25 protein-coding genes are annotated in these 24,408 nt (G+C 70.8%); 12 read left to right on the plus strand and 13 right to left on the minus strand.

The window, feature by feature from the left end; all coding sequences use genetic code 11:
* Positions 1-86: 86 nt before the first annotated feature.
* From leuA to ABZV34_RS03655, 3 genes are all read left to right on the plus strand, one after another.
* On the plus strand, positions 87-1,808 hold the full coding sequence (leuA, locus tag ABZV34_RS03645) for a 2-isopropylmalate synthase (RefSeq protein WP_356271083.1): 1,722 nt from the start codon (positions 87-89) through the stop codon (positions 1,806-1,808).
* A 186-nt stretch (positions 1,809-1,994) separates the two neighbouring features.
* Complete coding sequence (locus ABZV34_RS03650; protein ID WP_356271085.1) at positions 1,995-2,690, plus strand: TerB family tellurite resistance protein; 696 nt, start codon at positions 1,995-1,997, stop codon at positions 2,688-2,690.
* Between the two features lie 120 nt (positions 2,691-2,810).
* Entirely contained in the window at positions 2,811-3,989 is a 1,179-nt protein-coding gene (locus ABZV34_RS03655; RefSeq protein ID WP_356271239.1) for a sialidase family protein, read from the plus strand.
* 113 nt (positions 3,990-4,102) lie between these two features.
* On the opposite strand, the gene ABZV34_RS03660 is transcribed toward ABZV34_RS03655, so the two are convergent.
* Genes ABZV34_RS03660 through ABZV34_RS03680 form a run of 5 tightly spaced genes read right to left on the minus strand, consistent with a single transcriptional unit; the run spans position 4,103 to position 10,671 of the window.
* Positions 4,103-5,038: a dihydrodipicolinate synthase family protein gene (locus ABZV34_RS03660; protein ID WP_356271087.1), complete on the minus strand. Its 936-nt coding sequence runs from the start codon at positions 5,036-5,038 to the stop codon at positions 4,103-4,105.
* Between the two features lie 9 nt (positions 5,039-5,047).
* Positions 5,048-6,106 (minus strand): ABC transporter ATP-binding protein, encoded by a 1,059-nt coding sequence (locus tag ABZV34_RS03665; protein ID WP_356271089.1) that lies wholly within the window; start codon positions 6,104-6,106, stop codon positions 5,048-5,050.
* Complete coding sequence (locus tag ABZV34_RS03670) at positions 6,103-8,064, minus strand: dipeptide/oligopeptide/nickel ABC transporter permease/ATP-binding protein (protein WP_356271091.1); 1,962 nt, start codon at positions 8,062-8,064, stop codon at positions 6,103-6,105. Before ABZV34_RS03670 ends, ABZV34_RS03665 begins: the two co-directional genes overlap by 4 nt.
* Positions 8,061-9,023 carry an ABC transporter permease gene (locus tag ABZV34_RS03675; RefSeq protein ID WP_356271093.1) on the minus strand — a complete coding sequence of 321 codons (963 nt, stop codon included), beginning with the start codon at positions 9,021-9,023 and terminating at the stop codon, positions 8,061-8,063. The genes ABZV34_RS03670 and ABZV34_RS03675 overlap by 4 nt, the downstream gene beginning before the upstream one ends.
* 19 nt (positions 9,024-9,042) lie before the next feature.
* Positions 9,043-10,671, minus strand: a complete 1,629-nt coding sequence (locus tag ABZV34_RS03680; RefSeq protein ID WP_356271095.1) for an ABC transporter substrate-binding protein — start codon at positions 10,669-10,671, stop codon at positions 9,043-9,045.
* 215 nt (positions 10,672-10,886) lie between these two features.
* Between ABZV34_RS03680 and ABZV34_RS03685 the strand changes: the two genes are divergently transcribed.
* Complete coding sequence (locus ABZV34_RS03685; protein WP_356271240.1) at positions 10,887-11,633, plus strand: FadR/GntR family transcriptional regulator; 747 nt, start codon at positions 10,887-10,889, stop codon at positions 11,631-11,633.
* A 79-nt stretch (positions 11,634-11,712) separates the two neighbouring features.
* Here ABZV34_RS03685 and ABZV34_RS03690 read toward each other — a convergent pair whose 3' ends face one another.
* Both ABZV34_RS03690 and ABZV34_RS03695 read right to left on the minus strand, forming a co-directional pair.
* Positions 11,713-12,816, minus strand: coding sequence for a hypothetical protein (locus tag ABZV34_RS03690; RefSeq protein ID WP_356271097.1), 1,104 nt, complete (start codon positions 12,814-12,816; stop codon positions 11,713-11,715).
* Positions 12,817-12,907: 91 nt separating this feature from the next.
* On the minus strand, positions 12,908-13,066 hold the full coding sequence (locus ABZV34_RS03695) for a hypothetical protein (RefSeq protein WP_356271098.1): 159 nt from the start codon (positions 13,064-13,066) through the stop codon (positions 12,908-12,910).
* Between the two features lie 564 nt (positions 13,067-13,630).
* Here ABZV34_RS03695 and ABZV34_RS03700 point away from each other — a divergent pair.
* The 4 genes from ABZV34_RS03700 (at position 13,631) to ABZV34_RS03715 (ending at position 16,211) form a co-directional block, all read left to right on the plus strand.
* Positions 13,631-13,858 carry a hypothetical protein gene (locus ABZV34_RS03700; protein WP_356271099.1) on the plus strand — a complete coding sequence of 76 codons (228 nt, stop codon included), beginning with the start codon at positions 13,631-13,633 and terminating at the stop codon, positions 13,856-13,858.
* Between the two features lie 78 nt (positions 13,859-13,936).
* Entirely contained in the window at positions 13,937-14,683 is a 747-nt protein-coding gene (gene recO / locus ABZV34_RS03705; RefSeq protein WP_168528019.1) for a DNA repair protein RecO, read from the plus strand.
* Positions 14,684-14,724: 41 nt separating this feature from the next.
* Positions 14,725-15,570, plus strand: coding sequence for an isoprenyl transferase (locus ABZV34_RS03710; protein WP_356271100.1), 846 nt, complete (start codon positions 14,725-14,727; stop codon positions 15,568-15,570).
* A 74-nt stretch (positions 15,571-15,644) separates the two neighbouring features.
* Entirely contained in the window at positions 15,645-16,211 is a 567-nt protein-coding gene (locus ABZV34_RS03715) for a YcxB family protein (protein ID WP_356271101.1), read from the plus strand.
* 13 nt (positions 16,212-16,224) lie between these two features.
* On the opposite strand, the gene ABZV34_RS03720 is transcribed toward ABZV34_RS03715, so the two are convergent.
* Genes ABZV34_RS03720 through ABZV34_RS03735 form a run of 4 tightly spaced genes read right to left on the minus strand, consistent with a single transcriptional unit; the run spans position 16,225 to position 19,369 of the window.
* Positions 16,225-16,641, minus strand: a complete 417-nt coding sequence (locus ABZV34_RS03720) for a transcriptional repressor (protein WP_356271102.1) — start codon at positions 16,639-16,641, stop codon at positions 16,225-16,227.
* A gap of 58 nt (positions 16,642-16,699) precedes the next feature.
* Positions 16,700-17,599 (minus strand): metal ABC transporter permease, encoded by a 900-nt coding sequence (locus tag ABZV34_RS03725; protein ID WP_356271103.1) that lies wholly within the window; start codon positions 17,597-17,599, stop codon positions 16,700-16,702.
* Positions 17,599-18,366, minus strand: a complete 768-nt coding sequence (locus ABZV34_RS03730; RefSeq protein WP_356271104.1) for a metal ABC transporter ATP-binding protein — start codon at positions 18,364-18,366, stop codon at positions 17,599-17,601. Before ABZV34_RS03730 ends, ABZV34_RS03725 begins: the two co-directional genes overlap by 1 nt.
* A gap of 40 nt (positions 18,367-18,406) precedes the next feature.
* Entirely contained in the window at positions 18,407-19,369 is a 963-nt protein-coding gene (locus ABZV34_RS03735; protein ID WP_356271105.1) for a metal ABC transporter substrate-binding protein, read from the minus strand.
* Positions 19,370-19,534: 165 nt separating this feature from the next.
* Between ABZV34_RS03735 and ABZV34_RS03740 the strand changes: the two genes are divergently transcribed.
* Positions 19,535-20,917 carry a glycine--tRNA ligase gene (locus ABZV34_RS03740; RefSeq protein WP_356271106.1) on the plus strand — a complete coding sequence of 461 codons (1,383 nt, stop codon included), beginning with the start codon at positions 19,535-19,537 and terminating at the stop codon, positions 20,915-20,917.
* 108 nt (positions 20,918-21,025) lie between these two features.
* On the opposite strand, the gene ABZV34_RS03745 is transcribed toward ABZV34_RS03740, so the two are convergent.
* Positions 21,026-22,078 carry a chitinase gene (locus ABZV34_RS03745; protein WP_356271107.1) on the minus strand — a complete coding sequence of 351 codons (1,053 nt, stop codon included), beginning with the start codon at positions 22,076-22,078 and terminating at the stop codon, positions 21,026-21,028.
* A 99-nt stretch (positions 22,079-22,177) separates the two neighbouring features.
* On the opposite strand from ABZV34_RS03745, the gene ABZV34_RS03750 reads away from it, so the two are divergent.
* From ABZV34_RS03750 to ABZV34_RS03760, 3 genes are all read left to right on the plus strand, one after another.
* Positions 22,178-22,300, plus strand: a complete 123-nt coding sequence (locus tag ABZV34_RS03750; RefSeq protein ID WP_356271108.1) for a hypothetical protein — start codon at positions 22,178-22,180, stop codon at positions 22,298-22,300.
* 88 nt (positions 22,301-22,388) lie between these two features.
* Positions 22,389-23,393 carry an aldo/keto reductase gene (locus ABZV34_RS03755; protein WP_356271109.1) on the plus strand — a complete coding sequence of 335 codons (1,005 nt, stop codon included), beginning with the start codon at positions 22,389-22,391 and terminating at the stop codon, positions 23,391-23,393.
* A gap of 26 nt (positions 23,394-23,419) precedes the next feature.
* Complete coding sequence (locus ABZV34_RS03760; protein ID WP_356271110.1) at positions 23,420-24,019, plus strand: TetR family transcriptional regulator; 600 nt, start codon at positions 23,420-23,422, stop codon at positions 24,017-24,019.
* Between the two features lie 41 nt (positions 24,020-24,060).
* Here the strand turns inward: ABZV34_RS03760 and ABZV34_RS03765 are convergent, their stop codons facing one another.
* Complete coding sequence (locus tag ABZV34_RS03765; protein ID WP_356271111.1) at positions 24,061-24,267, minus strand: hypothetical protein; 207 nt, start codon at positions 24,265-24,267, stop codon at positions 24,061-24,063.
* Positions 24,268-24,408 lie beyond the last annotated feature (141 nt).

Genomic DNA, 24,408 nt, shown 5'->3' on the forward strand with positions numbered 1-24,408 from the left:
TCTGTAGTCGAGGCCGACCCCCTCCCCGCGGAGTTCGGTGTTGCGCCGTCGGCCGTCCCTCCGGACATCTGAGGAGCCCACGCATCATGTCGAACTTCCAGCAGCCCACCGCCATGCCGGTCCACAAGTACGGCATGTACGAGCAGGTGGACATCCCGGACCGCACCTGGCCGGACCAGCGTGTCACCGTCGCCCCCCGCTGGCTGTCGACGGACCTGCGGGACGGCAACCAGGCGCTGATCGACCCGATGTCCCCGGCCCGCAAGCGCGAGATGTTCGACCTGCTGGTGCGGATGGGCTACAAGGAGATCGAGGTCGGCTTCCCGGCCTCCGGCCAGACGGACTTCGACTTCGTCCGCTCGATCGTCGAGGACGAGAGCGCCATCCCGGACGACGTCACGATCTCCGTACTGACCCAGGCCCGCGAGGACCTGATCGAGCGCACGGTGGAGTCCCTGGTGGGCGCCAGGCGCGCGACGGTCCACCTGTACAACGCGACGGCCCCCGTCTTCCGCCGGGTCGTCTTCCGCGGTTCCAAGGAAGAGATCAAGCAGATCGCCGTCGACGGCACCCGGCTGGTCATGGAGTACGCCGAGAAGCTGCTCGACGAGCGCACCGCCTTCGGCTACCAGTACAGCCCCGAGATCTTCACCGACACCGAGCTGGACTTCGCCCTGGAGGTCTGCGAGGCCGTCATGGACGTCTGGCAGCCCGGCCCCGGCCGGGAGATCATCCTGAACCTGCCGGCCACGGTGGAGCGCTCGACCCCCTCCACGCACGCGGACCGCTTCGAGTGGATGAGCCGCAACCTCTCCCGCCGCGAGCACGTCTGCCTGTCCGTCCACCCGCACAACGACCGCGGTACGGCCGTCGCCGCCGCCGAGCTGGCCCTGATGGCCGGCGCCGACCGTATCGAGGGCTGCCTGTTCGGCCAGGGCGAGCGCACCGGCAACGTCGACCTGGTCACCCTGGGCATGAACCTGTTCTCGCAGGGCGTCGACCCGCAGATCGACTTCTCGGACATCGACGAGGTCCGCCGCACCGCCGAGTACTGCAACCAGATGGAGGTCCACGCCCGGCACCCCTACGTCGGCGACCTCGTCTACACCTCCTTCTCCGGCTCCCACCAGGACGCCATCAAGAAGGGCTTCGACGCCATGGAGGCCGACGCGGCCGCGAAGGGCGTCACCGTCGACGACCTCGAGTGGGCCGTCCCGTACCTGCCGATCGACCCGAAGGACGTCGGCCGCAGCTACGAGGCCGTCATCCGCGTCAACTCGCAGTCCGGCAAGGGCGGCATCGCGTACGTCCTGAAGAACGACCACAAGCTGGACCTGCCGCGCCGGATGCAGATCGAGTTCTCGAAGATCATCCAGGCCAAGACGGACGCCGAGGGCGGCGAGGTCACCCCGAAGGACATCTGGGGCATCTTCCAGGACGAGTACCTGCCGAACCCCGAGAACGCGTGGGGCCGTATCCAGGTCAAGACCGGCCAGGCCACGACCGACCGCGACGGCATCGACTCGCTGACCGTCGAGGCCTCGGTGGACGGCACCGACACCGTCCTGACCGGTACCGGCAACGGTCCGATCTCCGCGTTCTTCGACGCCCTGCAGTCCATCGGCGTCGACGTACGCCTGCTGGACTACCAGGAGCACACGATGAGCGAGGGCGCGTCCGCGCAGGCCGCCTCCTACATCGAGTGCGCGATCGGTGACAAGGTCCTGTGGGGAATCGGGATCGACGCGAATACGACACGAGCCTCGCTGAAGGCCGTGGTCTCCGCCGTCAACCGCGCGGCCCGCTGACCACTCCGACCGGCGATTTTCCGGCTCCGTCCGCCTTTCGAGGCGGGCGGAGCCACGTCGTTTACCGGCCAATCCCCGTGAAGATCACGGAGAGGTCTCGTCCGGGGTACTGACTCCACCTCGACAATGTGGCTAACATCACGCCAGCGCGGCGATGTTGCCGCGGCGTTACGGAGGTGTGCGACGGTGCTGCCAGGGTGGGGACGAAACGGTCGTGCAGTTCAGGTTCCCCGCATCCTGGGCACCCGTACCGCGTGGACCACCATGGGGGACGGCGAGTTCTTCTGTCCGGGCTGTGGAGGCGACCGCAACTACCAACGCCTCACCGGCCGCCGCCGCTTCACCCTCCTCGGCGTACCGGTCCTGCCGCGCGGTGAGACGGGCCCCGTCGTCGAGTGCGCCGCCTGCCGCCGCCACTACGGCGCGGACGTCCTCGACCACCCCACCACCACCCGCTTCTCCGCGATGCTCCGCGACGCCGTCCACACCGTCGCGCTCGCCGTGCTCGCGGCCGGCGGCACCTGCTCCCGCACGTCCCTGGAGACCGCGGCCGTCGCGGTGCGCTCGGCCGGCTTCGACGACTGCACCGAGGACCAGCTCGCCGCGCTCGTCGAGGCCCTCGCCGCGGACACCGGCCGACTCTTCGGGGAACCCTGCGGGGCGGGCCTTGCGATAGAGCTCCACGAGGCCCTGGACCCGCTCGCTCCGCACCTCGCGTCGGCCGGCCGCGAATCGATCCTGCTCCAGGGGGCCCGGATCGCCCTGGCCGACGGGCCCTACACGCCCGCCGAACGGGACGTCCTGGCCACCGTCGGCGCGGCGCTGACGATCTGCGCGGACGAGGTGACACGGCTCCTGGTCGCGGCGCGCACACCGTCCTAGACCGCGGCACGGGAATACGGGATGGTCACTCGGGGTAACGTGATCGCTACGTGACGTAGCACGCCTCGTGGTGTGCGAGGCGAGAGCGAGGCCCCCGTGAGACGCACCCTCGTCGCCGCGCTGGCCGTGGGCCTCCTCGGCGCTCCCGCCGTCGTCGGGACCGCCTCCGCGGCCTCCCGGTCCGGGCCCCCCTGCGCGGCCTCCGTGCCGTACACCGCGGGCCGGAGCGGCTACGCCACCTACCGCATCCCGGCCGTCGTCCGGACCGGCGCGGGCACGGTGCTCGCCTTCGCCGAGGGACGGCACGACGGCGGGGGCGACACCGGGGACATCGACGTCGTCCTTCGACGGTCCTCGGACGGAGGCTGTACGTGGGGTCCGCTGCGGGTCGTCGCGGCCGGCGGCGGAGACACCCGGGGCAACCCGGCCCCCGTCGTGGACCCCCGCAGCGGCCACGTCGTCCTGCTCACCTGCTTCAACGGCGGTGGGGTGACCGAGGCGCAGATCATGCGGGGCGAGGCCGCACGGGGGCTCGGCCGCCGGGTCTTCGTCCAGACGAGCCGTGACGACGGCCGTCACTTCTCCGCTCCCCGGGAGATCACCGGCGCGGTGAAGCGGCCGGGGTGGCGGTGGTACGCCACGGGGCCCGGGCACGCCATCGCCCTGCGGCACGGTCCGCACGCCGGGCGGCTGGTGATTCCCGCCGACCACTCCTCCGCGCCGCGGCGGGGCTCCGCCGACACCGGCCGGGAGGCCCGGTACTACGGCGGCCACGCCCTCTACAGCGACGACGGCGGGCTGGACTGGCGGCTCGGGTTCGTCGACGACTCCTACGACGGACGGCTCAACGTCAACGAGAGCGGAGCGGCCGAACTTCCCGACGGACGGCTGTACTTCAGTGCGCGGGACGAGAACGGTACGGGGGGTTCGCGCGGGCATCGGCTGGACGCCTACTCGGCTGACGGCGGACAGACGCTGTCCCGGCCGTACGCCGTCCAGCGGACGCTGAACGACGTGCCGGTGGTCCAAGGGAGCGTCCTGCAACTGACCGGGCGGCACGCGCCCCTTCTCTTCTCCGGGCCGTCCGCGCCTCACGCGCGGCGGGGTATGGCGTTGTGGGGCAGTACGGACTCCGGCGTCACGTTCACCGAGGCGATGACCCTCTCCTCGCGGCCGGCCGCCTACTCGGACCTCGTGCCGCTCGGTTCCGGACGGGTCGGGATCCTCTACGAGACGGGGGAGACGGGCCCGTACGCCCGCATCGAGTTCCGCCGGCTCGTCCCGAAACCGTCGGGGTGACCGCCCCGGTCTCCTCGCCCCCCGCAGCCCCTGCCCGTCCCGCCCCCCGGGGCCCCGAGCCCGTCCGGCGTCCGAGGACAAGGCCCTGGGGGCCGGCGGGGGCGAAAGAACGCCTACAGAAGGCCCGCCGCCGCCAAGTACTTGCCCACCCGCTCCACCTCCCCCTCCGACAACGGCACCTGCGGCTCCGCCGTCGCCGGACACGAGATCACCCCCCGCAGATACAGCGCGGCCTTGAACGCCCCGAGCGCGGCCGACCCACTCCCCATCCGCCCGGGATCACCGACCCCCACCATCCCGAACAACGCGCACAACCGCTCCTGCTCGGCGCGGGCCCGCTCCCAGTCCCCCTCCCGGCAGAACCGGCCGATCCGCACGTACCCGTGCGGATCGACGTTGGCGAGACCGGGCACCGCGCCGTCCGCCCCCAGCGCGAGCGCCGAGTCGACGACGAGTTCGGAACCGGTGAGGACACTGAAACCGGTGACACCGGGACGCGCCCTCGCCCCCGTCACCACCGCGCGGAAGCCGCTCAGGTCACCGCTGGAGTCCTTGAGACCGGCCAGCACCCCGTCCGCGGCCAGTTCGAGCACCAGCTCCGTGCCCAGCTTGGTGTGGACGGACACCGGCAGGTCGTAGGCGAAGACGGGTACGGACGAGCGCGCGGCGATCAGACGGTAGTGCCGGGCGATCTCCGCCGGGTGGGTACGGGCGTAGAAGGGCGCCGTGGCCACCACCGCGTCCGCCCCCGCCGCGGTGACCGACGCGACATGGTCGAGCACCCTCGGGGTCGTCATGTCGATCACACCCGCCAGCAGGGGCAGCCGGCCGCCGAGGCGGGCCTTCACCGTCTCCACCACCAACCGGCGCTGCGCATCGGTCAGATACGCCGCCTCCGAGGACGAGCCGAGCACGAACAGGCCGTCGACCCCGGCGTCCACCAGATGGTCCACGAGCCCGATGAGGGAGGGAACGTCCACCTCGCGGTCCGGTGTCAGGGGCGTGCAGACGGGCGGTACGACACCGGTCAGCGGGGCGGGGATCGGCATGGAGGCTCCCTAGGGCTGATGCTGGTGATGCTGGGCGGGGATGTCGGCCACGGGGGGAGAGACCGCCACGGCCTGTGCCACCAGGTCGCGTGTCGACTCGCCCTCCTCCACAGGATGGTGGCACCGGAATCGGTGTCCGGGGTTCGACGCGGCCGTGAAGTCCGGCATGGCGGACGCGCACGTGTCGTCCGCCTTCCAGCAGCGGGTGCGGAAGGGGCAGCCGGTGGGCGGGCGGGTGGCCGAGGGCACCGGGCCCGCCAGGGGGATGGGGTCGATCGGTGCCAGCAGACCCGGCGTGGCCGAGAAGAGCGCCCGGGTGTACGGGTGCCGCGCCCGGTCGGTGACGTCGGCGGCCGGGGACTCCTCCACGATCCGGCCGAGGTACATCGTGACCACCCGGTCGCTCATCCTGCGGACCGTCTGGATGTCGTGCGAGACGAACACGAGCGCGAGCCCGAGCCGCTCCTTGAGGTCCAGCAGGAGGTTGAGGATCTGGGCGCGGACCGACACGTCCAGCGCGCTCGTCGGCTCGTCGGCCACCACCAGGTCCGGGTCCAGGGCGAGGGCGCGCGCGATGGCCACCCGCTGGCGCTGGCCGCCGGAGAGCTGCCCCGGCAGGGCCTCCGTCAGGGCCCGGGGCAGACCCACCAGGGACATCAACTCCCGCACCCGCAGCTCGCGTCCGGCCGGCGTTCCGCGCCGGTGCACGTCCAGCGGGTCGCGCAGGATCCGTCGTACGGACAGCCGGCGGTTCAGCGCCGTCGACGGATCCTGGAAGATCATGCCCGTGCTGCCGCCGACGGCCGCGCGCCGCTCGGCGGGTTTCATCGACCAGAGGTCGCGGCCGCCGAACGTCACCGTGCCGGACGTCGGCCGCTGGACGCCCACCAGCACCTTCGCGAGCGTCGACTTCCCGCAGCCGGACTCGCCGACGACCCCGACCGTCTCGCCGGGCGCGACGGTGAGATCGACGCCGGTCAGGGCGTACACCCGGTCGCGGGTGAACGGGCCGCCGCTGCGGGCGCGGTGGACGACGTGGGTGTCCGCGAGCCGGACGAGTGCGGTCATGAGACGGTCTCGCTCTCCGTGGTCGTCAGTACCACCGCCGGGTGATGGCAGGCCGCCGTGTGCGCCGGGGTGCCCAGCAGCACGGGTCTCGTCGTCCGGCACACCTCCGTCGCCGACGGACAGCGGTCGGCGAACCGGCAGCCCGCCGGGAAGTCGGCGGGAGAGGGCACGACTCCCCTGATCTGTGTCATGCGGGTGGCCGCCGACTCCAGGGACAGGACACTGCCCAGCAGGCCCCGCGTGTAGGGGTGGGCGGGCGACTGGACCAGGTCCGCCGTCACGCCCGTCTCCACGATCCGGCCGCCGTACATCACCACCACCCGGTCCGTGACGTCCGCGACGAGTGCCAGGTCGTGCGAGACCAGGACCAGGGCGAAGCCCAGCTCCTCGCGCAGCCGCAGGAGCAGCGTGATGATCTGCGCCTGGACGGTCACGTCGAGGGCCGTCGTCGGTTCGTCGGCGACGATCAGCCGGGGGTCCCGGGAGAGGGCCATCGCGATCAGGACGCGCTGGCGCTGGCCGCCGGAGAGCTCGTGGGGGTAACTGCGCAGGGTGCGGCCGGGGTCGAGGCCGACCAGCGACAGCAGTTCGGCGGGGGAGCGCCTGCCGCCCCTGCGCACCACCTGTTTCAGCTGGGCCCGGATCGTCATGGCCGGGTTCAGCGACGACAGCGCGTCCTGGTAGACCATCGCCATCTCGTGGCCGAGCAGCCGCCGCCGCACCCGCACCGGCGCGCCCACCAACTGCGTCCCGTCGAAGAGGACTCGGCCGCGCACCCGGGCCCCCGGCGGTTCCAGACCCATCACCGCGAGCGCCGTCAGCGACTTGCCGCAGCCCGACTCGCCGACCAGGCCCAGGACTTCACCCGGGCGAACCTCGAATCCGATCCCGTCGACGATGTCCACGCCCCGGTGCCGGGCGTCGAAGCCGATGGCGAGGTTCTCGACACGGAGCACCGGCGGGCCGGTGGGCAGCGGGCGGGCCCGGGAACGCAGCCGGGCCGCCGCCTGCGCGAGATCCGGCAGTTCGAGGACCGTTCCGCCGCCCGGTTCCGGCGTCTCCAGCCGGTCCCCGCCGGTCTCCACCTCCCGTGCGGGCGGCGCGGCCCAGGCGTCGGAGACCCCCTCGGAGAGGACGTTCAGCGACAGCACGGTGACGAGCATCAGCAGGCCGGGGAAGACCGTCGCCCACCAGCCGCCGGTGAGCACCATGTTCTTGCCGTCCGCGATGACACTGCCCCAGGAGGGGTCCGGCGGCCGGACGCCCGCGCCGATGAAGGACAGCGACGCCTCGAAGACGATCGCCTCCGCGACCTGGACGGTGCAGAACACGAGGACGGGGGCGGCGCAGTTGACGGCCACGTGTCGCAGCACGATGTGCGGTGTCCGGGCACCGATGACCCGCTCGGCCGTCACATAGTCCTCGCCGTACTGGTCGAGCACGTTCGCCCGCACGACCCTGGCCACCGGCGGGGTGAACAGGAACGCGATGGCGCAGATCAGGACCGTGATGCCGCCGCCGAAGACCGCGACCAGGACGGCGGCCAGCGCGATACCGGGGAACGCCATCACCACGTCCAGGCAGCGCATCAGCGTCTCGTCGACCGCCTTGCGGGAGGTCGCCGCGGCCGCGCCGAGGAGCGCGCCCACGACCAGGGCCAGCGCGGTGGCGCCGAGGCCGATCGCGAGGGACCAGCGGGCGCCGTACATCAGCCGGCTGAGGATGTCCCGGCCGAGACTGTCCTGGCCCATCCAGTGGCCGGCGGAGGGGTGCCCGCTGCCGTCGGCCCGCGGCTGCTGGTCGAGCGGGTCGTGCGGGGCGAGGAGGGGGGCGAACAGGGCCAGCAGGACGACGACGGCCAGGAAGCAGACGGCGATCCGGGACAGGACGGGAAGCCTGCGCAGCCGGATCCCGGGCCGGGAGAGGGCCGCCGCGAGGCTCTTGCGCGTGGTGATCATCGAGCGGCGTCCCTCAGGCGTGGATTGACCAGCAGATACAGGATGTCGATGACGAGGTTCACGACCACGAAGCCGGTGGCCGTCGTCAGGACGACCCCCTGGACGACGGCCGGGTCGCCGTTCTGCACGGCGTCGATCATCAGCTTGCCCATCCCGGGCAGTGAGAAGATCGTCTCGATGACGACCGCGCCGCCCAGCAGATAGCCGACCCGCAGCCCCAGCACGGTGAGGGGGTTGATCAGGGCGTTGCGGAGCACGTTCCGCCCGACCACGACCAGCGGCGGCAGGCCGCTCCCGACCGCCGTCCGTACGTAGTCCTTGTCCAGTTCCTCGACCACGGACGTACGGACGATCCGGGTGAGCTGCGCGGCGACCGGCAGGGAGAGCGCGAAGGCCGGCAGCGTCATCGTTCTCAGCCAGCCGCTCAGCGAGTCACCGGGGTTGACGTATCCGCCGGTCGGGAACCAGCCCAGGTCCACGGCCAGGTACTGGATCATCAGCAGCGCCAGCCAGAAGCCCGGCGCCGCGACCCCGGTCAGTGACACGACCCGGATGACCTGGTCGGGCAGCCGGTCACGGTGGAGCGCGGCGGTGACCCCGCCGAGCAGCGCCAGCACCACCGCGATGCCCAGGCCCAGGAAGGTCAGCTGGAGGGTGAGCGGCAGTGCGGTGGTGACCTGGTCGACGACCGGCGCCCGGGTCAGGGCGCTGGTGCCCAGGTCGCCGTGGAGCAGAGCGCCGACGAAGTGGACGTAGCGGACGGGGAAGGGGTCGAGCAGGCCGTTGCGTTCCCGGAAGTCGTGCAGCTGCCCCGGTGTGGGGTTGGCGCCCTGGAAGAACGCGGACGCCGGGTCGACGTCCGAGAAACGCATCACCAGGAAGACGAACAGCACGATGCCGAGCAACAGCGGGACGAGCAGGGCGATACGGCGGGTCAGGATGCGGACGACGGCCGTCATCGGCGAACTCCCTTTTGCCTCATGCCCACTTGGCCTGGAGGAGGTTGATGCCCGGGTAGGGCTGGGCCCGGATCCCCGAGAGTCTCCCGGGATCCCATGCCGTCATCAGCTCGTTGTGCACCACCGGGTAGAGCACGGCCTGTTCGGCGACGACGTCGACGTAGTCCTGGATCATCGCCTTCTTCCGGTCGGGGTCCGGCTCCCGCGTCGCCAGGTCCATGTCCTTGAAGAGCCGGCGGGCGACCGGGTCGTCGGCCCAGCGGGCGTACCGCATCCACAGGTTCTGCGGGCCGTAGTTGTAGTGCATGATCAGGTCGGCGTCGAGACCGAACTGGTTGGGGTTCGAGGCGGCGGCGACGACCTGGTAGTCCTGCTTCTGGTCCATCTTGGTGAAGACGGCCGTCGTCTCCTGAGGCGAGAGCGTGGTCTCGACGCCGATCGCGTCCCACGACGCCTTGATCGTCGGCAGACAGTCCACGATCCAGCTGACGTTCACCGCCAGGATGTCGACCTTGAGCCCCGACACCCCGGCGGCCTTCAGGAGCTTCTTCGCCTTCTCGGGGTCGTACCCGTACACGGTCTTCGCGGGCCGGTGGGCCGGGTTGCCCTCGTTGAGGAACGAACTCGACGGTCTGCCGTGCCCCCTGAGGGCCACCTCGACCATCTTGCCGGTGTCGACGGCGTAGCGCAGCGCCTGGCGCACCCGTACGTCGTCGAAGGGCTTGTGCCGGGTGTTGAACATCAGGAAGAGGTTGTTCATCCCCGCGCCGCCCTGGACGCTCATGCCGCCCTTCTTGAGCTGCTCGATGTTCGCGTACGGGATGTTGTCGGCGATCTGCGCGCCGGCGCTGGCGCCCGAGATCTTCGCGACACGCGGGGCCGCGTCCACGATCGTCAGCCAGTTCATCCGCTTGAAGGCGGGCGGACGCGGGCCGTTGTAGCCGGCGAAGGCCTCGAAGGTGGTGTTCGACTTGGGGTGGTGGGCGGTCTGCCGGTACGGCCCGGAGCCGACCGCCTTCCCCTTGATCGCGTCGTCCCAGGCGCCCGGCCGGGAGAAGACGTGCCGCGGCATGACCTTCGCCAGGGTGAGCCGGGAAAGGCCGTCGGGAAAGGGGAACTTGAGGATCAGCTCGACCGTCGAGGCGTCGACCCTGCGGACCTCCTTCAGCCAGCTCTCGAAGAACCCCTTGGCGAGGGTCTGGGTGTTCGGGTCGAGAATCCGGTCGAAGACGAAGACCACGTCGTCGGCGGTGACGGGTCTGCCGTCGTGGAAGGTGGCCCCGGGCCGCAGCGTGAACGTCCACGAGGTGCCGGTGAGGTCGGAGGGGACCTCGGTGGCCAGGGCCGCGTAGGGCTCCCGCGAGATCGGGTCGGTGTCGAGCAGACCCTCGTAGATGTGGTGGTTGGCGGCCATGGAGAAGGCGGACGCGGTCTGGGTGGGGTCCCAGCTTCCGTCGTTCCCGTAGCCGATGACCGCGGTGAGCGTGGCGTCCTTGCCGCCCTTCCCGCCGCCGGTGTCGTTGGTGGACTGCGGGCCGGACGAACAGGCGGCCAGCGACGAGGAGAGTGCGGCGGCCGCGCCGAGCGCGCCCGTGTACTTCAGGAACGACCGGCGGTGCGGCGCCGGGAGGTCGGTCACGTCGCGCACGGTTCCTCCAGTGGGGAGAGGTGGTCCGAGAGGCAGAGATACGACGTCCTACGTCATAGGGGCAGCGTGACCATAGGGAGGAGCTGTGAGAGCGGTCAAGGGCTCGCACACGAATGGCGTATCTTCCAGAGGTGCGACCAATGAAGCCTTGACATACGGGTAGTTGGTGCTGAATCCGCCCGGAGGTGGGACGTCGGATGTCCAGTGAGCGTACGATGCGGCGCATGGCCGAGGAGACCGGGAGCCGGCGCAGGCCCGAGCGCCGGGTGAGCAGCCAGATCCAGCGCGAGGTCATGCAGTTGATCCTCGACCGCAAGCTCCGGGCGGGCGCCCCGCTGCCCACCGAGACGGAGCTGATGAGCGGCCTCGGCGTCAGCCGCAACTCCGTCCGCGAGGCCCTGAAGGCCCTGCAGGCGCTCGACATAGTCGATATCCGGCACGGTTACGGCACCTATGTCGGCCAGGCTTCCCTGACCCCCTTCGCCGACGGCCTCACCTTCCGCACACTCGCCCGGCAGGACGACACGAGCGAGACCGGGGCGCTGGCCGAGATCCTCCAGGTCCGCGAGGTCCTGGAGGAGGGGCTGATACACCGGGTCGCGGCGGTGCTCACCGAGACGGAACTCGACCGGCTCGAAGCGGTCGTGGCCGAGATGGAGGAGGCGGGCCGCGCGGATCGCCCCTTCCCCGAACTCGACCGGGAATTCCACGAACTGCTGTACGCCCCGCTGGGCAACGCGCTGGTGCCGCAACTGCTCGGCGCCTTCTGGACGGTTTTCAGCCGGGTCGCCGGTGTCCGCGGCTGGACGGACGACCCGGCACCCGAGGTGACCGTCCGCCGCCACCGGGACATCGTCACGGCGCTGCGTGCCCGCGATGTCGAGGCCGCGCAGCGCGCGATGGCCGACCACTTCCGGGGGATCGAGGCGAGGGCGGCGCAGGAGTCACGCGGGGTGAGCTGACCCCGGCCGTGGGGCGAGGCGGGGCACGGGGCGGGACCCCGGGTCCCGCCGAGGCCCCGGAGCCGCCCCGGACCCCGGCTCAGATGTCGAGCCGCCACACCTGGAGTTCGTTCGTGTCCTCGTCGACCGTGCACCAGCTGCCGTCGCCCAGGGCCAGGGGAACGCCGGATACCGGGAACGGATAGCCGACCTCGCCGAGCAGGCGCATGTCACGCACGTCGACCAGCCAGTGCCGCCCCGCCCCGAACTCCTCGTCGGCCTCGACCGTGCCCGTGATGACGGTGTGCTCGTCGAGGAAACCGGCGTAGTAGTCCCAGTGCACCTCGGGTTCGTCGTTCTCCGGGGGGAGCGCGGGATGGGGCCCGACGGCCTCCTCGGCGTCCAGTTCGGAGACGACCGAGCCGTCCGCGGCCCGGTGCAGGGCGAGGAGTTCCTGATAGTGCGTGACCGTCAGGAAGCTCTCGCCGGACGGACTCACCGCGAGCAGGATCCGGTCGTCGTCACCGATCCGGTCGACGGAGAGCCGCTCGCCGTCCCAGCGGCCCCACAGCAGCGGCACCCCGTCCTGGCCCTCGCCGACACTCAGCCCCATCTGCCCCGGGTCCGGATGCGACACGTGGTCCGAACCGGCGGCCACCGTCTGCGCGTCGGCCTCCCCGAGCACCGTCCCGTCGGCCGCGTCGAGCACCAGCCACTCGTCGAGCACCTCAGGGTCCTCGCCGTCCTCGGCCAGCGGTCCGCGGACATGGGCCCACACGAGCTTGCCGTCCGCCGAGAAGACCGCCGAGCCGCTGTCGGCGTACAAGTGGTCGCGGCTGTCGGCGTATTCGTCGACGGAGGTGTGCGACTCCCGGCAGCCGCCCTCCCAGCAGCCGTGCCGTACCTCCCACAGGGTCACGCCGTGTCCGTCCACCGCCCGTATCGCGTGGACGCCGGCGAAGACGGCGACATCCAGGCCCGGCGCGACCGTGCGCGTACCGAAGCGGCGTCGCCACGGCGCCGGGAAGCGTGCCACCGCGGCCTCGCCCGCGAGCGCCTCGGCCAGGTCGTACGCGGCGAGTTGAGCGTCGTCGCTCTGCAGGACGAGTGTCCGGTCCGGCAGGCACAGCACGTCCGGAGCGCCGGCCGTGGCCGAGTCCAGCGGGCCGGCGAGCGTGGTGACGAGACGGGCGCTCGCGGACATGGTTCCTCCAGTGCGGGTGATGCGAGACGGCGTTGGGTGCACAGTACGGCCGCCGGCCGACATCGCCGCACGCGCCTGCCCGTACGGCCTCTCACGCGGCGCGGTGGTCCACCGCGACCACCGCGACGAGCACCGACACCACCGCCCGCACCGCCGAGCGGCTGTTCACCGGCGTCGCCACGGCGAAGACCTGTCCGACCCGGCTCCTGTCCGAACCGGACGCCCGCGGCCGGGTCCATTCGGTGATCATCGCCTATGAGGCGGGACCGGTGCCGGCCACCGGCCGCCGAAGGGCGCCGGAACGGGCGAGAGCGTCGCCGCCGTAGGCCGCCGGCGGATCGTCGCGGCACGGGGAACGGGGGAACGCCATGAAATACCCCGCACGGTCACTAAGCCGCCGCCCACCGTCGGATTCAGCACGCCGCACTCGAAAGGACCATCGGGTTCCAGGTTTTTTCGATTCGCGATGACGCATCCGAACGTGTTTTGCGAATGGGCCGTTCGAGCTGTTCGGCGCGGTTCAGGAAGGAAATCGCACACCGTCTGTCGTGCACCCTTGGCCACAGGTCAAACGTCCTATGACGTGCAGCACTTGTGGAGGACAGACTCCTGCCGAGTGTAGGTGCACAGTGGCACTACGGAGACGCGAAGCGTGAAACTCCGAAAGTCCGGGGAACAGGGTGAGGGCACAGCACTCGGCGCCCCGCGCCGAAGAGGCGGAGGTAACGGTGAAGGAATTGAGGGCACCGCGGGCAACACGGAAGAAGGCCGGAATTACGTTGCCGCCGCACCGGACCGACCGGGCGGCGCTGCGGTGAAGCCGTCGCCGGGGCCGCCGGTCGGCTCGTACGCCGTGGACGTGGGCAGCGGAAGGGTGGGGATGGTCATGGGACACGTGGGGCCGTATGTACAGCTGAGACCGCTGGGCGGCGGCCGGGAGTGGGACTGCGATCCGGGGGCGGTGCGCCGGGCCACCCCGGCGGAACGGCTCAGCGCGGCCACCGCGTACGCCAACGCGCGCAGCCGCGGTGAGGTCCCCTGAAGGGGGCGACGGGAGCGGGCGGAACGAAAGGGGGCCGCCCGGGCCGGGTCGCGGGAGCCGTAAGCGAGAATGGACCCCATGAGCCTGTTCCGCGACGACGGCATCGTGCTGCGCACCCAGAAGCTGGGTGAGGCGGACCGGATCATCACGTTGCTCACGCGCGGTCACGGACGGGTACGGGCCGTGGCGCGCGGCGTGCGGCGCACCAAGTCGAAGTTCGGGGCGCGCCTCGAACCCTTCTCCCACGTGGACGTGCAGTTCTTCGCACGGGGCAGCGACCTGATCGGGCGTGGCCTGCCGCTGTGCACACAGAGCGAGACGATCGCCCCGTACGGCGGCGGGATCGTGACGGACTACGCGCGGTACACGGCCGGGACGGCCATGCTGGAGACCGCCGAGCGGTTCACGGACCACGAGGGGGAGCCCGCGGTGCAGCAGTACCTGCTGCTCGTCGGGGGGCTGCGCACCCTCGCCCGCGGCGAGCACGAACCCCACCTCGTCCTCGACGCCTTCCTGCTGCGCTCTCTCGCCGTGAACGGTTACGCGCCCAGTTTCAGTGCCTGCGCCAAGTGCGGGATGCCGGGACCGAATCGGTTCTTCTCGGTCGCCGCGGGAGGTTCCGTCTGCGTCGACTGCCGGGTGCCCGGCAGCGTCGTACCCTCGGCGGGGGCCCTCGAACTCCTGGGCGCACTGCTCACGGGAGACTGGGAGACCGCGGACGCGTGCGAGCCGCGGTTCGTCCGGGAGGGCAGCGGGCTGGTTTCGGCCTATCTGCACTGGCACCTGGAGCGCGGGCTGCGCTCACTGCGGTACGTCGAGAAGTGATGCAGGGCAACGGACGCAAGACCTAGGGAGACGAGAAGCACATGGTGGTACGCGGGTTCCTGGGGCGTCAGCGCCGCGAGTACGAGACGCCGGAGCCGCACCCGTCGGGTGCCCGCGCGCCCAAGCTCCCCGGCGAGCTGGTCCCCAACCACGTCGCGATCGTCATGGACGGGAACGGCCGGTGGGCCAAGGAGCGCGGGCTGCCCCGCACCGAGGGGCACAAGATCGGCGCCGAGCGGGTGCTGGACGTGCTGCAGGGTGCGATCGAGGCCGGGGTCGGGGCCATCTCCCTGTACGCGTTCTCCACCGAGAACTGGAAGCGGTCGCCCGACGAGGTGCGCTTCCTGATGAACTTCAACCGTGACTTCATCCGCAAGACGCGTGACCAGCTCGACGCCCTCGGCATCCGGGTGCGCTGGGTGGGCCGGATGCCCAAGCTGTGGAAGTCGGTCGCCAAGGAGCTCCAGGTCGCCCAGGAGCAGACCAAGGACAACGACCGGCTCACTCTGTACTTCTGCATGAACTACGGCGGCCGCGCGGAGATCGCGGACGCGGCGCAGGCTCTGGCGGAGGATGTGCGGGCCGGCCGGCTCGACCCGGACAAGGTCACGGAGAAGACCTTCGCGAAGTACCTGTACTACCCGGACATGCCGGACGTGGACCTGTTCCTGCGTCCCAGCGGCGAGCAGCGCACGTCCAACTACCTGCTCTGGCAGAGCGCCTACGCCGAGATGGTCTTCCAGGACGTCCTGTGGCCGGACTTCGACCGCCGTGACCTGTGGCGCGCCTGTGTGGAGTTCGCCCAGCGCGACCGCCGCTTCGGTGGGGCCGTCCCGAACGAGGATCTGCTCGCGATGGAGCGGGACATGCGGGGCGACGGGTCGTAATACCCGCCCCCCGCGGCGTTGCCGGAGTCCGGCGCTACGATCACGGCTCATCACCACCGAACTGGGGAGGGGCCGTGGTCGAGGACCAGGGCATCGCGCGGCAGCGGGAGTCGCCGGAGCAGTCGCCGGAGTACGGGGTCGACGCCGTCGAGCTGGAGTACCGGCCGACCGTCGGGGACCTGTCGTCGGCGCTGAGGGCGCGCAGAGGTGTCAGCAGGGCGGGCCGGCGGCAGTACTGGGTGCTGGGCGGCGCGGCCGTCGTGGTCGCGCTGGACGCCGCGCTCGCGGTGGCCGGACAGGACGCGTCCGTGTATCCCGTGATCTGGCTTGTCGCCTTCGCGCCGTTGACGCTGCTGTCGCCCTGGCTCATGGCCCGCCAGTTCCACCGGCTCGCGGAGCGCCAGGGCACGTTCCGTGTGACCGTCACGGACGCCGGGGTGACGGTGCGCACGGACAACTCCACCACGGCGCTCAACTGGGTCGCGCAGCCCCGCTACCGGGAGGCGGCGGACATCTTCGTCATGATCAGCCCCGACAAGAACGCCGTCGGCTTCACGATGCTGCCCAAGCGCGCCGTGCGCGCTCCCGAGGACGTCGACCGGTTGCGGGCGATCCTCGACCGCAACCTGACGCGCGTCTGATCCCCTCCGGGGTTCAGGCGTTCGCGGCGGCGCACTCCGCACAGGTGCCGAAGATCTCCACGGTGTGCGCGACGTTCACATAGCCGTGCTCCGCCGCGATCGCCTCGGCCCACTTCTCGACGGCCGGGCCCTCCACCTCGACCGCCTTGCCGCAGACCCGGCAGACGAGGTGGTGGTGGTGCTCGCCGCTGGAGCAACGGCGGTAGACGGACTCGCCGTCGGAGGTGCGCAGCACGTCCACCTCGCCCGCGTCGGCGAGGTTCTGCAGCGTGCGGTACACGGTGGTGAGCCCGACGGAGTCACCCTTGTGCTTGAGCATGTCGTGGAGCTCCTGCGCACTGCGGAACTCGTCCACCTCGTCGAGCGCCGCCGCCACGGCGGCGCGCTGCCGGGTGGAGCGGCCCCGAACGGGCGATCCAGCGGTAGTCACCGTTGCCTCCTCACGTCTGCCCTTGCCCGGCCATTGTGCCAGCCCGGACTGTGCGTGGTCAGACGCCGACCTTGCGTTCCGGGGTGCGGCCGGCCGGAATCACGCACTCCGCCGGGTCCCCCGGCACCTGCCCGGCCGCCGCGGCCCGCGCCCGGCGCCGGGCGATCGGCGTCGCCAGCGCGGTGAGCGCGATGAACCCCCCGATGGTCAGCAGCACGATCGTCGCGCCGGGCGGCACGTCCTGGTAGAACGAGGTCACCGTCCCGCCGATCGTCACGCTCACCCCGATCGCCACGGCGATCGCGAAGGTGGCGGCGAAGCTGCGGCTGAGCTGCTGGGCGGCCGCGACCGGGACCACCATCAGCGCGCTCACCAGCAGCAGGCCGACGACGCGCATGGCGACGGTCACCGTGACCGCCGCCGTGACAGCGGTGAGCAGGTTCAGCGCGCGCACCGGCAGCCCCGTCACCCGCGCGAACTCCTCGTCCTGGCTGACCGCGAACAACTGGCGGCGCAGGCCGAGAGTGACCAGGACGACGAAGCCGGCGAGCAGGCAGATCGCCGTCACGTCGGACTCGCTCACCGTCGAGAGGGAGCCGAAGAGGTACGAGGTCAGGTTGGCGGTGGTCCCTCCCGCCAGGCTGGTGAGCATCACGCCGCCCGCCATACCGCCGTAGAAGAGCATCGCCAGCGCGATGTCGCCGCGCGTCCTGCCGTACCAGCGGATCAGCTCCATGAGGACGGCGCCGAGGACCGAGACGGCCGTCGCCATCCACACGGGGTTGGTCGAGAGCAGGAAGCCGAGGCCGATACCGGTCATCGCGACATGACCGATACCGTCGCCCAGCAGGGCCTGGCGGCGCTGCACGAGGTAGATGCCGATGGCGGGCGCGGTGATGCCCACCAGGACCGCGGAGAGCAGCGCCCGCTGCATGAAGTCGTAGTTCAGGAAGTCCATCAGCTCAGCAGTCCCGTCCGGATGGGTTCGGCGTCGTGAGCCGCGTGCGGGTGTACGTGGTCGTGGCCGGGCAGCGCGTGCTGGCCGACCGCCCGCGGGGGCGGGCCGTCGTGCAGGACGCAGCCGTCACGCAGGACGACGGCGCGGTCGATCAGCGGCTCCAGGGGGCCCAGTTCGTGCAGGACCAGGAGGACGGTGGTGCCCGCCGCCACCTGCTCCCTGAGCGTCTGCGCCAGCACCTCCTGGCTCGCGAGGTCGACACCCGCCATCGGCTCGTCCATGATCAGCAGTTCGGGTTCGGAAGCGAGGGCGCGGGCGATCAGGACGCGCTGGTGCTGGCCGCCCGACAGGGCGTTCACCGAGTCCTTGGCGCGGTCCGCCATGCCGACGAGCTCCAAGGCATGGCGTACGGCCTGGTGGTCGGCCTTGCGCAGCACGCCGAAGCGGGCACGGGAGAGCCGGCCGGAGGCGACGATCTCGGTCACCGTGGCGGGCACGCCGCCCGCGGCGGTCGTGCGCTGCGGGACGTACCCCACCCGCTTCCAGTCGCGGAAGCGGCGGCGCGGGGTGCCGAAGATCTCGATCTCTCCACCGCTGAGCGGGACCTGGCCGATGACGCTGCGGATGGCCGTCGACTTGCCGGAGCCGTTCGCTCCGAGCAGTGCGACGACCTCGCCGCGGCGCACGGTCAGGTCGATGCCACGCAGGACGGGGCGCGAGCCCAGTTCGGCGGTCACGCCGCGCAGGGATATGACGGACTCGCTCACGCTGTCCTCCTGGAACCGGGGATCACGGGGGTCATGGGGATCACTTGGCGCCCAGCGCCGTCCGCAGCGCCTTCAGATTCGCGTCCATGACCCGCAGGTAGTCGCTGCCCTTGGATTTGTCGGTGATGCCCTCGATCGGGTCGAGGACGTCCGTCTTCAGCTTCGCGTCGCCGGCGATGGTCCTGGCGGTCCTGTCGCTGACGAGCGTCTCGTAGAAGACCGTCGAGACGCCGTCGGCCTTCGCCATCCTCTCAAGGTCCTTCACACGGTTCGCGCTGGGCTCCGACTCCGGGTCGAGGCCGTTGATGGCCTCCTCGGTGAGGCCGTAGCGCTCGGCGAGGTAGCCGAAGGCGGCGTGCGTGGTGATGAAGACCTTGGTCCTGGTGTTCGCCAGCCCGGTCCGGTAACGGGTGTCGAGAGCGGAGAGCTTCTTCAGCAGGGCCGCGGTGTTCTTCCCGTAGTCCGCGGCGTGCTTCGGGTCGGCCTTCTCCAGGGCCTTGCCGACGCCGCTCGCGACCTCGGCGTATCTCACCGGATCGAGCCAGATGTGCGGGTCGGCGGAGCCCGCCTCCTCGCCCGTGGAGCTGTCGTGCGTGGCCGCGTGCCCGCCGACCTCGTTGCCGTGCTTCTCCAGCGTGGTCAGCGACGCGGCGTCGACCTTGGTCCTGACCGAGGACTGCGCCACGGCGTCGTCGACGGCCGGCTGCAGGTTCTTGAGGTAGACGACGGCGTCCGCCGACTCGAGCTGGACGATCTGCCGGACGCTGATCTCCAGGTCGTGCGGCTCCTGGCCGGGCCGGGTCAGACTCGTCACGTGCACGTGCGTCCCGCCGATCTGCTCGGCGAGGTACTGCAGGGGGTAGAACGACGCCACGACGTCGAGTTTCCCGCCGTTCCCGCCGTCGGCCGCGGCGGAGCCGGAGCAGGCGGAGAGGGTGCAGAGACCGAGGGTGGTGGCCGCCAGCGCCGCGGACCCGGATATGAGGCGTCGTCGTACGTTCATGACAGTCATTTTCAACAAAACTGGAAACGATTGTCAACAAGCCCTCGGTAAGTCCTCGGTGAACGGCGGGCCGAGCGGGGTGGTCACCGAACCGATTTGATACGAGGGTGGGCGGCGCCGGTAACCTGAGTCATTCGCGCCGTCCGTCGTACTGAAGAGAGCATCGTGGCCGCCGACAAGATCGACACCATCGTCAGCCTGAGCAAGCGCCGTGGCTTCGTTTTCCCGTGCAGTGAGATCTACGGGGGACAGAAGGCCGCCTGGGACTACGGCCCGCTCGGCGTCGAGCTCAAGGAGAACATCAAGCGCCAGTGGTGGCGCTACATGGTCACCTCCCGTGAGGACGTCGTCGGCCTCGACTCGTCGGTGATCCTGGCCACCGACGTCTGGGTCGCGTCGGGTCACGTCGCCACCTTCACCGACCCGCTCACCGAGTGCACCTCCTGTCACAAGCGCTACCGCGCCGACCACCTGGAGGAGGCGTACGAGGCGAAGCACGGCCGCCTCCCGGAGAACGGCCTCACCGACCTGAACTGCCCGAACTGCGGCAACAAGGGCACCTTCACCGAGCCCAAGCAGTTCTCGGGCCTGCTCTCCACCCACCTCGGCCCCACGCAGGACAGCGGCTCCGTCGCCTACCTGCGCCCCGAGACCGCGCAGGGCATCTTCACCAACTTCGCCTCCGTGCAGCAGACTTCCCGCCGCAAGCCGCCGTTCGGCATCGGGCAGATGGGCAAGTCCTTCCGCAACGAGATCACGCCCGGCAACTTCATCTTCCGCACCCGCGAGTTCGAGCAGATGGAGATGGAGTTCTTCGTCAAGCCGGGCGAGGACGAGAAGTGGCAGGAGTACTGGATGCAGGAGCGCTGGAACTGGTACACCGGCCTCGGCATGCGCGAGGAGAACATGCGCTGGTTCGAGCACCCGGCCGAGAAGCTCTCGCACTACTCCAAGCGCACCGCCGACATCGAGTACCGCTTCCAGTTCGGCGGCAACGAGTGGGGTGAGCTGGAGGGCGTCGCCAACCGCACGGACTACGACCTGAAGGCGCACTCCAAGGCGTCGGGCCAGGACCTGTCCTACTTCGACCAGGAGGCCGGCGAGCACTGGACCCCCTACGTCATCGAGCCCGCCGCCGGTGTCGGCCGCGCGATGCTGGCCTTCCTCCTCGACGCCTACGTCGAGGACGAGGCCCCCAACGCCAAGGGCAAGATGGAGAAGCGCACGGTGCTGCGCCTCGACCCGCGCCTCGCGCCGGTCAAGGCCGCCGTCCTCCCGCTGTCCCGCAACCCGGAGCTGTCGCCCAAGGCCAAGGGCCTGGCCACCGCGCTGCGCCAGCACTGGAACATCGACTTCGACGACGCCGGTGCCATCGGCCGCCGCTACCGCCGCCAGGACGAGATCGGCACGCCGTTCTGCGTCACCGTCGACTTCGACACCCTCGAGGACAACGCGGTGACGGTGCGCGAGCGCGACTCGATGAAGCAGGAGCGCGTGTCGCTGGACCAGATCGAGGGCTACCTCGCGTCCCGTCTGATCGGCTGCTGACCGGCCGCCGACCGACTGGCGACCGGCGGCCGGCCGACCGGCCGCCGTCCGGCGGATGACGAAGCCCCCGCCTCCCGTGACCACGGGAGGCGGGGGCTTCGTGGCGTCTCAACGGCCTTGCAACGCCTTCACGTTGTCCCCGAACGTCCAGTTCTTCGAGCCGTCCCAGTTGACCGACCACGTCATCAGGCCCTTGAGCGCGGTCCCGTAGTGGTGCCAGGCCTGGGAGACGAGGCTCGGTGACATGTAGCCACCGCCCGCCCCGGACTGGGCCGGCAGGCCGGGGACCTGCTTGTCGTAGGGCACCTTGACGGTGGTGCCCTGGACGACGAGCCCCTTGTTCAGGCAGTCCGTCTGCGCGACGAAGCCCTGTACGGTGCCCGCGGAGTACGAGTCGCCGGAGCAGCCGTACATGCTGCCGTTGTAGTACTGCATGTTCAGCCACCACAGGCGGCCGTTGTCCGCGTACTTCTTGACGATCGGCAGGTACGCGCCCCAGATCGAGCCGTACGTGATGCTGCCGCCGGTGACATAGGCCGTCTCCGGCGCCATGGTCAGCCCGAAGTTCGCCGGCATACGGGCCAGCACGCCGTCGATGATGCGGATCAGGTTGGCCTGGGAGGTGGAGAGTCGGCCGATGTTCCCGCTGCCGACCAGGCCGGTCTCGATGTCGATGTCGATCCCGTCGAAGTTGTACTTCTGCAGGATGGGCACGATCGTCGACACGAACCTGTCCGCGACGGCGGAGGAGCTGAGGTCGATCCCGGCGGCGGCCCCGCCGATGGACAGCAGGAGCGTCTGCCCGGCCGCCTTGGCCGCGCACATCTCCGCGGGCGTCGCGACCTTCACGCCCGCGTCCATCCCGTTCTCCCACAGCGCGGTGCCGTCGGACCGGATGACGGGGAAGGCCGCGTCGAGCACGTTGTAGCCGTGCGCGGCGATACGGGAGTCGGTGATCGGGGTCCAGCCGAAGGGCGGGTGGACGCCGTTGGACGAGCCGTCCCAGTTCTCCCAGTAGCCCTGGAGGACCTTGCCGGCGGGGCGGGACTTCACGGCGCAGGTGTCGGCCGCGGACGCGGTGGGGGCGGCGGCGACCGACAGGGGGGCGAGGACGGCGGCCGCCAGCGCGACGGCGAGCAGGCGCAACTTCCGGCGGATCATGCGGGGCCTCCTGGAGTGGGGGACGCGGAGGGGGCGTGTCGCATGCATGACAGTGCGCGCGGTCCAGACCTGTCGTCAATAGGTCTGGACCAAATGGGGATGGCGGTGGTGGTGATGGTGTCGGGCGCGACGGTCGCGGTGATGGTGGCGGTCGCGGTGGTGATGGCGATGGCGGCGATGGCGGGCGAGGGGTCGGCGCCACGGCTGACATGTGACAGCTGACAGATATTGAAATCTGTCAGCTGTCATGTCATGGTGGGTACGGGTCACCTGTACGGCACCCACCCACCCCCGAACCCAAGGAACCTTCATGCGCACCCGCCCCCTCGGAACGACCGGCCCCCAGGTCTCCGCCCTCGGCCTCGGCTGCATGGGCATGTCCGCGCTGTACGGCGACGCGGACCGGGCCGAGTCCATCGCGACCGTCCACGCCGCACTCGAAGCCGGCGTGACTCTGCTGGACACCGGCGACTTCTACGCCATGGGCCACAACGAGATGCTCATCGGCGAGGCCCTGCGCACCGCCCCCGCCTCTCTGCGCGAACAGGCCCTGACCAGCGTCAAGTTCGGCGCGCTGCGCGACCCGGACGGCGGCTGGAGCGGCTACGACGGCCGCCCCGCCGCGGTGAGGAACTTCGCCGCGTACTCCCTCCAGCGCCTCGGCGTGGACCACATCGACGTCTACCGGATCGCGCGGGCCGACCCCGGCGTGCCGATCGAGGAGACGGTCGGCGCGATCGCCGAACTGGTCGAGAAGGGCCACGTCCGGCACATCGGCCTCAGCGAGGTCGGCGCCGACACCATCCGCCGGGCCGCCGCCACCGCTCCCATCAGCGACCTGCAGATCGAGTACTCGCTCATCTCCCGGGGCGTCGAGGACGAGGTGCTGCCGACCACCCGCGAACTGGGCATCTCGGTCACCGCGTACGGCGTGCTCTCCCGCGGCCTGATCTCCGGCCACTTCACCGCGGAGCGACAGCTGGGCGCGAACGACTTCCGCTCGATGAGCCCCCGGTTCCAGGGCGAGAACCTGCGGCACAACCTGACCCTCGTCGAGGCGCTGCGCAAGGTCGCCGAGCAGAAGGGCGTCTCCGTCGCCCAGATCGCCATCGCCTGGGTGCTCTCGCGCGGCGAGGACATCGTGCCGCTGGTCGGCGCCCGCACCCGGCAGCGGCTGTCGGAGGCGCTGGGCGCCCTGGACGTCACCCTCGACGCTGCCGACCTCACCGCCATCGAGGAGGCCGTGCCGGACGGCGCCGCCGCGGGCGACCGCTACCCGCGGGCGCAGATGGGCCACCTCGGCACGGAGCGCTGACGGTACCGCCGGGTACGGTCGTCGTCATGGCACCACCGACCAGCGAGACCCTGACCGCCGAGCGCATCCTCGAAGTGACCGAGGAGGTGCTGCGCCGCCACGGCCCGGCGAAGGCCACCGTGGTGGACGTGGCCCGCGCGCTCGGTGTCAGCCACGGCAGCGTCTACCGCCACTTCCGTACCAAGGCGGCGCTGCGGGAGGCGGTCACCAAGCGCTGGCTGGACCGCACCTCGCAGACGCTGGCCCGGATCGCCGGGACGACGGAGGAGACTCCTTCCGAGGCCCTCAGGCAGTGGTTCGGCGCGCTGTTCGCCGCCAAGCGGCACAAGGCGGGCGACGACCCCGAGCTGTTCGCCACGTACACGGTGCTGCTCGCCGACACCAGCAGCGTGGTCGAGGAACACGTCCTGGAGCTCGTCGGCCAGCTCACGGACATCGTCGGCCGGGGTGTGCGCGAGGGGGACTTCGCGGCCGTGGACGGCGGCGCCGCCGCGACGGCCCGCGCGCTCTTCGACGCCACGAACCGCTTCCACGACCCCGCCTACGCCCGAGAATGGGAACAGCCGGGCATCGAGGCGGAGTTCACGGCGGTCGTCGACCTCGTCCTGCGCGGCCTGCGCCCCTGACAGACGGACCCGGCGGCCCCGACGGACCCGGCGGAGAGTGCTCAGCCCTCCGTCGGGTCCACCGTCGCCTGGTGGGCCTCGGTGAGATGCTCCTCCGCCTTCAGCCACGGCAGGAACTGCGCGCTCTTGCGCCAGCCGCAGGTACCGCACCTGATCGTGCGCTGCATCCCCGTCCGCTGGACGTGGACGACGTGCTCGCGGCCGTGCTGGTCCCAGCGGCTCACCTTGCTCGTGTTGATCTGCAGCATGACACCTCCTGGTGTTTCCGCTTCCCTTGCCCGGCAAGGCATGTGCAGCAAGGAGTGTGCAGCATGGCGAAGATCAACGGGGGCTCTTGGGGCACCTGTTGACCGGCGGGGGCGCGAAGCCGTCGGCCTACACTCCGCGGT

Origin of the sequence: Streptomyces sp. NPDC005195, from assembly GCF_040608315.1 — a bacterium.
GTDB lineage: Bacteria > Actinomycetota > Actinomycetes > Streptomycetales > Streptomycetaceae > Streptomyces > Streptomyces kaempferi.

Coding starts and splice junctions, on each gene's coding strand:
- leuA (WP_356271083.1), top strand. CDS start 87: ATGTCGAACTTCCAGCAGCCCACCGCCATGCCGGTCCACAAGTACGGC.
- ABZV34_RS03660 (WP_356271087.1), bottom strand. CDS start 5,038: ATGCCGATCCCCGCCCCGCTGACCGGTGTCGTACCGCCCGTCTGCACG.
- ABZV34_RS03665 (WP_356271089.1), bottom strand. CDS start 6,106: ATGACCGCACTCGTCCGGCTCGCGGACACCCACGTCGTCCACCGCGCC.
- ABZV34_RS03670 (WP_356271091.1), bottom strand. CDS start 8,064: ATGATCACCACGCGCAAGAGCCTCGCGGCGGCCCTCTCCCGGCCCGGG.
- ABZV34_RS03675 (WP_356271093.1), bottom strand. CDS start 9,023: ATGACGGCCGTCGTCCGCATCCTGACCCGCCGTATCGCCCTGCTCGTC.
- ABZV34_RS03685 (WP_356271240.1), top strand. CDS start 10,887: ATGCGGCGCATGGCCGAGGAGACCGGGAGCCGGCGCAGGCCCGAGCGC.
- ABZV34_RS03690 (WP_356271097.1), bottom strand. CDS start 12,816: ATGTCCGCGAGCGCCCGTCTCGTCACCACGCTCGCCGGCCCGCTGGAC.
- ABZV34_RS03695 (WP_356271098.1), bottom strand. CDS start 13,066: ATGATCACCGAATGGACCCGGCCGCGGGCGTCCGGTTCGGACAGGAGC.
- recO (WP_168528019.1), top strand. CDS start 13,937: ATGAGCCTGTTCCGCGACGACGGCATCGTGCTGCGCACCCAGAAGCTG.
- ABZV34_RS03710 (WP_356271100.1), top strand. CDS start 14,725: ATGGTGGTACGCGGGTTCCTGGGGCGTCAGCGCCGCGAGTACGAGACG.
- ABZV34_RS03725 (WP_356271103.1), bottom strand. CDS start 17,599: ATGGACTTCCTGAACTACGACTTCATGCAGCGGGCGCTGCTCTCCGCG.
- ABZV34_RS03735 (WP_356271105.1), bottom strand. CDS start 19,369: ATGAACGTACGACGACGCCTCATATCCGGGTCCGCGGCGCTGGCGGCC.
- ABZV34_RS03745 (WP_356271107.1), bottom strand. CDS start 22,078: ATGATCCGCCGGAAGTTGCGCCTGCTCGCCGTCGCGCTGGCGGCCGCC.
- ABZV34_RS03750 (WP_356271108.1), top strand. CDS start 22,178: ATGGCGGTGGTGGTGATGGTGTCGGGCGCGACGGTCGCGGTGATGGTG.
- ABZV34_RS03755 (WP_356271109.1), top strand. CDS start 22,389: ATGCGCACCCGCCCCCTCGGAACGACCGGCCCCCAGGTCTCCGCCCTC.
- ABZV34_RS03760 (WP_356271110.1), top strand. CDS start 23,420: ATGGCACCACCGACCAGCGAGACCCTGACCGCCGAGCGCATCCTCGAA.
- ABZV34_RS03765 (WP_356271111.1), bottom strand. CDS start 24,267: ATGCTGCAGATCAACACGAGCAAGGTGAGCCGCTGGGACCAGCACGGC.